7 protein-coding genes are annotated in these 6,553 nt (G+C 72.6%); 1 reads left to right on the forward strand and 6 read right to left on the reverse strand.

The window, feature by feature from the left end; genetic code table 11:
• The first annotated feature begins 104 nt into the window (after positions 1–104).
• Positions 105–1,457 carry a serine hydrolase domain-containing protein gene (locus AB0I38_RS36945; protein WP_358492978.1) on the forward strand — a complete coding sequence of 451 codons (1,353 nt, stop codon included), beginning with the start codon at positions 105–107 and terminating at the stop codon, positions 1,455–1,457.
• 97 nt (positions 1,458–1,554) lie between these two features.
• Here AB0I38_RS36945 and AB0I38_RS36950 read toward each other — a convergent pair whose 3' ends face one another.
• The 6 genes from AB0I38_RS36950 to AB0I38_RS36975 all read right to left on the reverse strand — a co-directional run bounded on the left by AB0I38_RS36950 (position 1,555) and on the right by AB0I38_RS36975 (position 6,442).
• A complete protein-coding gene (locus AB0I38_RS36950; RefSeq protein ID WP_358492981.1) occupies positions 1,555–1,977 on the reverse strand; it encodes a DUF7144 family membrane protein in 423 nt (140 codons plus the stop codon).
• Positions 1,978–2,171: 194 nt separating this feature from the next.
• Positions 2,172–3,299, reverse strand: coding sequence for a sensor histidine kinase (locus AB0I38_RS36955; RefSeq protein WP_358492984.1), 1,128 nt, complete (start codon positions 3,297–3,299; stop codon positions 2,172–2,174).
• 48 nt (positions 3,300–3,347) lie between these two features.
• Positions 3,348–3,767 (reverse strand): SRPBCC family protein, encoded by a 420-nt coding sequence (locus AB0I38_RS36960; RefSeq protein ID WP_358492989.1) that lies wholly within the window; start codon positions 3,765–3,767, stop codon positions 3,348–3,350.
• Positions 3,768–3,814: 47 nt separating this feature from the next.
• Positions 3,815–5,227, reverse strand: coding sequence for a pyridoxal phosphate-dependent decarboxylase family protein (locus AB0I38_RS36965; protein ID WP_358492991.1), 1,413 nt, complete (start codon positions 5,225–5,227; stop codon positions 3,815–3,817).
• A 12-nt stretch (positions 5,228–5,239) separates the two neighbouring features.
• A complete protein-coding gene (locus AB0I38_RS36970; RefSeq protein ID WP_358492995.1) occupies positions 5,240–5,860 on the reverse strand; it encodes a helix-turn-helix domain-containing protein in 621 nt (206 codons plus the stop codon).
• Between the two features lie 207 nt (positions 5,861–6,067).
• A complete protein-coding gene (locus AB0I38_RS36975) occupies positions 6,068–6,442 on the reverse strand; it encodes a MerR family transcriptional regulator (protein WP_358493010.1) in 375 nt (124 codons plus the stop codon).
• Between the last annotated feature and the right edge of the window lie 111 nt (positions 6,443–6,553).

The raw sequence follows: 6,553 nt of genomic DNA on the forward strand, positions 1-6,553 counted from the left end.
CGAAGACCCGTGAGAGGCCGTGCCGCGCGCCGGCCTGATCGCCGAACGGCTGCGCCAGGCAGTGGCCGGACCTGATCCAGATTCTGAGGTTAGGCTTGGCCGCCATGAGTCAGGATGTGGCGCGGTCGGGTCAGGTGGAAGAGGCGACGGCGCGGGCGCTGCTGCGCAGGCTGGCCGTCGAGCAGGCCGAATGCCGGGTGCCGTCGATCGTCGCGGCGGTCGTGCGCGACGGCCGCACGGCGTGGTTCGGCTCGCGCGGGCGGGTCGGTGGCGCCGCGCCCACGCCGGGCACCCAGTACCGGCTGGGGTCGATCACCAAGCCGCTGGTGGCCGCGGTCGTGATGCGGATGCGCGACGAGGGTCTGCTCGACCTGCTCGACCCCGTGGGCAAGCATCTGCCGGACGTGCCGGCCGGTGAGCTGACGATCGCGCAGTTGCTGTCGCACACCGGCGGGCTGACCGCCGAGCCGCCCACGGTCTGGTGGGAACGCACTGCCGGGGTCGCGGTCGACGACCTGCTGTCGCGGCTCGGGCCGGGTGACGTCAAGCATCGGCCGGGCCGCCGTTTCCACTACAGCAATGTCGGGTTCGCGTTGCTCGGCGAGCTGGTCGCCCGGCTGCGCGGCGTGCCGTGGCTGCGGGCGGTGCGGGCGGAGGTCCTGGAGCCGCTCGGCATGGACGCCACCACCGCGCGGCCGCGCCCGCCGCACGCCACCGGTTTCGCCGTCCATCCGTACGCCGACGTGCTGCTGCCCGAGCCCGAGCATGACGCCGCGGCGATGGCGCCCGCCGGGCAGCTGTGGTCCACCGCGGGTGATCTGGCCCGGTGGGCGGCGTTCGTCGCGGGTGACACCGGTGGTGTGCTGTCGCCTGAGACGGTGGCCGAGATGCGTGAGCCCGCGACGGTCGACGACGGCGACGCCTGGACGGCCGGGTTCGGGCTGGGGCTGCAGCTGATGCGGCACGCCGGGCGGCGGCTGGCCGGGCACGGCGGGTCGATGCCCGGGTTCCTGGCCTCGGTGTGGGCCGATCCCGCCGACCGGGTGGGCGTGCTGTTCATGGCCAACACGACCTCCGGGGTGAGCCGTACCCTGCTGACCGACCTGCTGGGCATCCTCGACGAGTACGAGCCGCGGCTGCCGGTCGAGTGGCGGCCCGTGGCGGCCGACCCCGATCTGCTGGCCATGACGGGGGTGTGGCACTGGGGGCCGGCGCCGTACGTTCTGCGGTTGCTGCCGGAGCGGGGCCTGTCGCTGGAGCCGGCGGGCGGCGGCGGGCGGGCCTCGCGGTTCGTGGCGCGCCAGGACGGCACCTGGGTGGGGCTCGACGGCTACTACGCGGGTGAGACGCTGCGGCTGGCGCCCGGCCATCTCGACCTCAACACGTTCATCTTCACCCGCACGCCGTACGATCCGGGCGCGCCCGTGCCGGGCGGGGTCACCGACTGGCAGTCCTGAGCGGCGGTGGGAGCAGGGCCGCGAGGACGCGGGCGGCCCGGGCCGGTCCGGCAGGCGCGCCCTGTCCGACCGGCTGCGCGCCGCCGCCGGCGCGAGCTCAGGAGAGCCGCGCCTTCCTGGTCTCTCCCCCGTGCACGATGAGCGCGTACAGGACGAGTACGTCCACCGCGATGACGGTCAGTGACCACCACGGGTTGATCGCGATCCACATGAGCTGGCTGAGCGCGTTGAGCATCACGATGACGACCGCCACGATGCGCGCCCAGGGCTGGCCTATGGTGACGGCCACGCCCGCGATGACGAGCAGCACGCCGAACGCGAGGTGCAGCCAGCCCCATCCGGTGAGGTTGAAGACCATCAGCCGCCTGGCCGTCTGGACGTAGACGTCGCCGAAGACGACGGCGTACGCGCCCGTGATGATGTTGAACAGGCCCGACAGGACCATCATGATGCCCGCGAACCACACCCAGCCCACCCAGCCGGTGACCTGCTGCGGCTGCGGCCGTGTCTCATAGGACATGGCGAATCCCCCCGAAGACGGGCCCCTTGACACGCCCTCCGCGGACGGTGTGATGCGGGCCGACCATGTTCCGACAGTACTGATCTGAGTGGTCCGTAGGCTTTTGGAGAGGTAAATGTTGTTGCTGGGGGTTTTGGGGCACTCTGCGGTGGCGCTGGCCTGCCTGGTGCTGATATGCGAGGCAGGAGCCCTGGTCAGGGGCTCGGGGCGGATCCGGGGAGCCTGGCGGACAGCCGGAAGCCGCCCTCCGCGAGCGGGCCCGCCTCGACAAGGCCGCCCGACTCGGCCAGCCGCTCGGCCAGGCCGCGCAGCCCGCTGCCGGCCGAGCCCACACCCGTCGTCCCGGGCTCGGCGGGGCCTGCCCGGCCGTCGTCGCGGATGGTGACCGAGGTGCCGGTCACGTGGATCTCGGCCCGGGTCGCGCCGCTGTGCCGGATGACGTTGGTCACGCCCTCCCGTACGACCCAGCCCAGCAGCGACTCCGCGTGCGCCCCCGGCGGCGGCCCCGTCCGGCGCAGCACGACCTCGACGCCGGCCGCCCGCAGCGCGTCTGCCGCCCGGTCCAGTTCGTCGGCCAGGCCGCCCCGGCGGTAGCCGGTGACCGCCTCGCGCACCTCGCCGAGCGCCTGACGGCCCACCGTCTCGATGTCGGCCGCCTGCCGCTCGGCCTGGCCGGGGTCGCGGCGCGCCAGCCGCCGCGCCGCCTCGGCCTTGACCACGATCACCGACAGGGTGTGCCCCAGCAGATCGTGCAGGTCGCGGGCGAAACGCAGCCGCTCCTGCGCCACCGCCGCCTCGGCCAGCCGCTGCCGGGTCTCGCGCAGTTCCCCGATCACCGCGTGCAGGTGCAGGATGACGGCGACGACCACGCCGGTGCTGAACGTCCCCCAGGAGAACGCCAGGATCAGGTCGATCCGCCCCCCGGCGGCCCACACCGTGGCCGCCGTCACCGCCGTCAGCGCGGCCAGGGCCCAGCGCACCGCCCTGCCGTACAGCGCCACCCCGCACGCCACACCGACCAGGGGGAACAGGTAGTGCCAGCCTCCGCCGAAGCGCCACGCCAGCGCGGTGACCACGGCCGCCAGCGCGGCCAGCGCGATCCAGGCCGGCCGCGGACGCCCCCGGAACGACATGACCACGACGAACCCGTACAGCAGGCTGGACACCGCCAGGCCCGCCCACGACAGCCAGGCCGGCCGCAGCGCGCCGCCTGCGGTCTCGGCCCCGGCCGCGATGCCCAGCAGCGCGAAGACCAGGAACCCGGTGAACCGGGGCGGTTCGTACGGCTTGCCGCCGGGAGCGGCGAGGTGAGGAGCGACCATCACGCCCACGGTACGGGGTTCACGTTTCCGTGGCCCAGGTTCGGCTGTCTAGGACAAGAGCGCTGCCAGTGTGCGGAGTGAGCGTCTGGCCAGTGCGTTGACCACCGGGCGGGCCAGCGGCCACAACGCCCTTCCCGCCGGGCCGAACGGCAGCTCGAGTTCCTCGGCCCAGATGACCCGGCTGCCGTCGCCGTCCGGCCGGATGCGGATGACGCCGGTGCCTCGGATCAGCGCGCCCGTGTGGAGCATGCGGACTTCGGTGGGAGGGTTCCATCTGGTGATCGTCATCGTGTCCAGGAAGCCGAGCCGTCCGATGCCGGTGAAGGCCTCCACCGTGTCCTTGCCGGTGGCTCTCGCCGTGGTCAGGAACATCCACTCGTCGTGCCGCGGCCAGTCCGTGACCAGAGCGAACACCTGCTCCGGGGGTGCGTCCACGTGGACGGCGGCGCCTGCGTAGGCGTGGCGCATCTGCCCTTCTCCTTCCTGGTCCACGGTCGTCCGGCTGTGTGGGCCGGTCAACCGGTGATCTGTTTCGCGGCGGTACGGATCTCGTCCAGCAGGATGGCGAGGTCGGCTTCGGTGGTGTCCGGATGAAGGACGCAGGCGCGCAGCGCCGCTGCGCCGGAGAGCTGAGTGCCGGTGAGGAAGGCGCGCCCGCGGCGCTGTACCGCTGATGGTATTCGCTGGTTCAGCACGTCGGCCTCGTCCGGGGCCGGCGATCGGTAGCGGAAGGCGACGACCGAGGTGACCGGCGGGGTGAGCAGGTCGAAGTCGCCGGCGGCGTCGACCATGGCCGCGAGCGTGCGCGCGAGGCCCGTGGTGCGTCGCACCAGCCGGACGATTCCCTCACGCCCGAGGTGCGAGATCGTGGCCCACACGCGCAGCGCGCGGAAGGGACGGGTCTGCTCGGGGCCGTACTCGGAGAACCAGCCCAGTTCGTCGGCGCCGTCGTCACGCAGGTAGGGCGGTACGAGGCTGAAGGCGTCGCGTGGGCCGGACCGATCGCGAAACAGGACGCACCCGCAGTCGACGGGGACGCCGAGCCACTTGTGCGGGTCCAGCGCGAGGGAGTCGGCCCGCGCCAGCCCCGCATAGCCGGGGTCGGGCTCGTCAGCGAGGATGCCGAGCGCGCCGTAGGCGCCGTCGACGTGGAACCACAGGCCGTGCTCGCGCGCGACCTCGGCGATGTCCTCCAGCGGATCGACGGCGCCCGTGTTGACCGTGCCGGCGCTGGCCGCGACGAAGAACGGCCGCAACCCGGCCCGCGTGTCTGCCGTGATCAGGCGGCGCAGCGCGACGGTGTCCATGCGGAAGGCGTCGTCGACCGGGACCACGCGCAGGTACCGGCTGCCCAGGCCCAGGAGCTCGGCCGCCTTGCGCAGGCAGCTGTGCCCCTCGCTCGACAGATAGATCGTCAAAGGACGGGACGCGTACAGGCCCGCCTCGCGCACGTCACAGCCGTTCCGTCCGGTCGCCCACTGCCGGGCCGTGGCCAGCGCGACGATGGTGGCCAGGGAAGCGCCGCTGGTCAGCAGCCCGGCGCCCGGCTGGTGCGGGAAGCCCACCAGCTCGGCCAGCCACCGTACGGCGGTGCGCTCCAGCAGCACGCCCGCGTGCTCGCCACCGGCGCAGCTCGGATTCAAGGCCGCGGCCAACGGGGCGACCAGCACACCGGCGGGCGAGGGCGGGGAGTTGACCCAGCCGAAGAACCGGGGATGCCCGTTGCCCATCGGGTAGGGCAGCACCCGATCACGCACGTCGTCGAGCAGCGTCTCCAAGGGGCGGCCCGCCTCCGGCAGCGGTTGCCGGGCGAGCCATGAGCGGTCGGCGTCGGGCACCGGCCGCCACACCGGTCCACCGGGCAAGGCGGCCAGGTGGCCGGTCGCCAGATCCGCGGCCGATCGGCTCGCTCGCCACAGTTCGTCCATCGCGTCCTCCGGTCATGCTTCTCGTGCTTTCGGCCGATGATGGGCCTCGGCGGCCCGGCCCAGCGCCATGGCCAGGTAGTACGCGCACACGCCGTCCGCGTCGTTGGCGAAGGCATGCCACCGGTCGCCGGGGAAATAGGCGCTGTCCCCGGCCGCCAGCAGGTGAGGCACACCGCCGACGGTCAGGCGTAGACGCCCTGACTCCACCGCCACGTACTCGTGTGATCCCGGGGGATGTGGCGCGAACTCCCCGGCATCGACGCCGGGCTCCAGGGTGGTGCGCATGAACTCGAACTCCACCCCGGGAAGGACAGGAGAAAGGACGCGCCGCTCCCATCCGGAGGGGTCGCGCACGACGAGCTGCCGGTCGCGCGGCAGGATCGTCACCTCGGGCCGGACGGGTTCGTCCAGCAACCGGGCGATCGAGGTGCCGAGCGCGGTCGCCAGCCGGTCGAGCACCAGCACGCTCGGCGTCTTGGTGCCGCGCTCCACCTCGGACACCATGCTCCGGCTCACCCCACTCACCTCGGCGAGCCGCTCGACCGCCATCCCGCGAGCCCGCCGCTCCGCCCGGACCCTTGCCCCCAGCTCGGTCATGGACAGTCCGCTGGACAGAAAGTCGCCGTCACCCATCTCTCCACTATAGCGATGGATCTCCTCTTTAGCGGAGGCGTGTCCGGGCCGGGTCATCGGGCAGACGGTTGCAACAAGTGGACGTTGCTGATCGTGGCGCCCCTCGATCAGGGCCATCGAGCACATCGCGCACATCGAGGCCAGCCGAGAGGCGTACCAGGCCCGAAGTCGAGCAGGCGCACCCGGTCGCGCCAGGCCCCTGATCGCTCATGCGGTCTTCGTGTCCTCTTCCACCCGGGCCCGTGCGGAGAGTTGTTCGCGCAGTCGGGACAGGCGGGCGATCTCCGCGTCGAGGGCGGCGAGCCTGCGCTCCACCACGCCGCTGGCCATGGAGCAGCCGGGGCCGCGTGGCGGGAGCGTGTCGCCGTCCAGCAGGTCAAGGCGATCGGCGCAACTACGGACGTCCTCGACGGTCAGCCCCAGCGACAGTAGCTCGCGGATGACACGCACCCGGGCCACCTCACGCGGCCCGTACTCGCGCTGCCCGGTCGTGGTGCGCGGGGGCGGACTCAGCAGCCCGCGCTGCTCGTAGAACCGCAGGGCCCGGGGCGTGGTGCCCGCCGCGGCCGCCGCGTCGCCGATTCAGTCCTCCTGTAAGCCGTTCGGAGGATCTCAGTGATCCTCTTGCCTGATTCATCGGCATCCGCCTCGATTGTTCGAGGTCTTACGTCGCCTCCACAGGCGTTTAGCGTC

Origin of the sequence: Nonomuraea cavernae (assembly GCF_040655715.1) — a bacterium.
GTDB classification, from domain to species: Bacteria; Actinomycetota; Actinomycetes; order Streptosporangiales; family Streptosporangiaceae; genus Nonomuraea; species Nonomuraea cavernae_A.

Coding starts and splice junctions, on each gene's coding strand:
- AB0I38_RS36945 (WP_358492978.1), top strand. CDS start 105: ATGAGTCAGGATGTGGCGCGGTCGGGTCAGGTGGAAGAGGCGACGGCG.
- AB0I38_RS36950 (WP_358492981.1), bottom strand. CDS start 1,977: ATGTCCTATGAGACACGGCCGCAGCCGCAGCAGGTCACCGGCTGGGTG.
- AB0I38_RS36955 (WP_358492984.1), bottom strand. CDS start 3,299: ATGGTCGCTCCTCACCTCGCCGCTCCCGGCGGCAAGCCGTACGAACCG.
- AB0I38_RS36960 (WP_358492989.1), bottom strand. CDS start 3,767: ATGCGCCACGCCTACGCAGGCGCCGCCGTCCACGTGGACGCACCCCCG.
- AB0I38_RS36965 (WP_358492991.1), bottom strand. CDS start 5,227: ATGGACGAACTGTGGCGAGCGAGCCGATCGGCCGCGGATCTGGCGACC.
- AB0I38_RS36970 (WP_358492995.1), bottom strand. CDS start 5,860: ATGGGTGACGGCGACTTTCTGTCCAGCGGACTGTCCATGACCGAGCTG.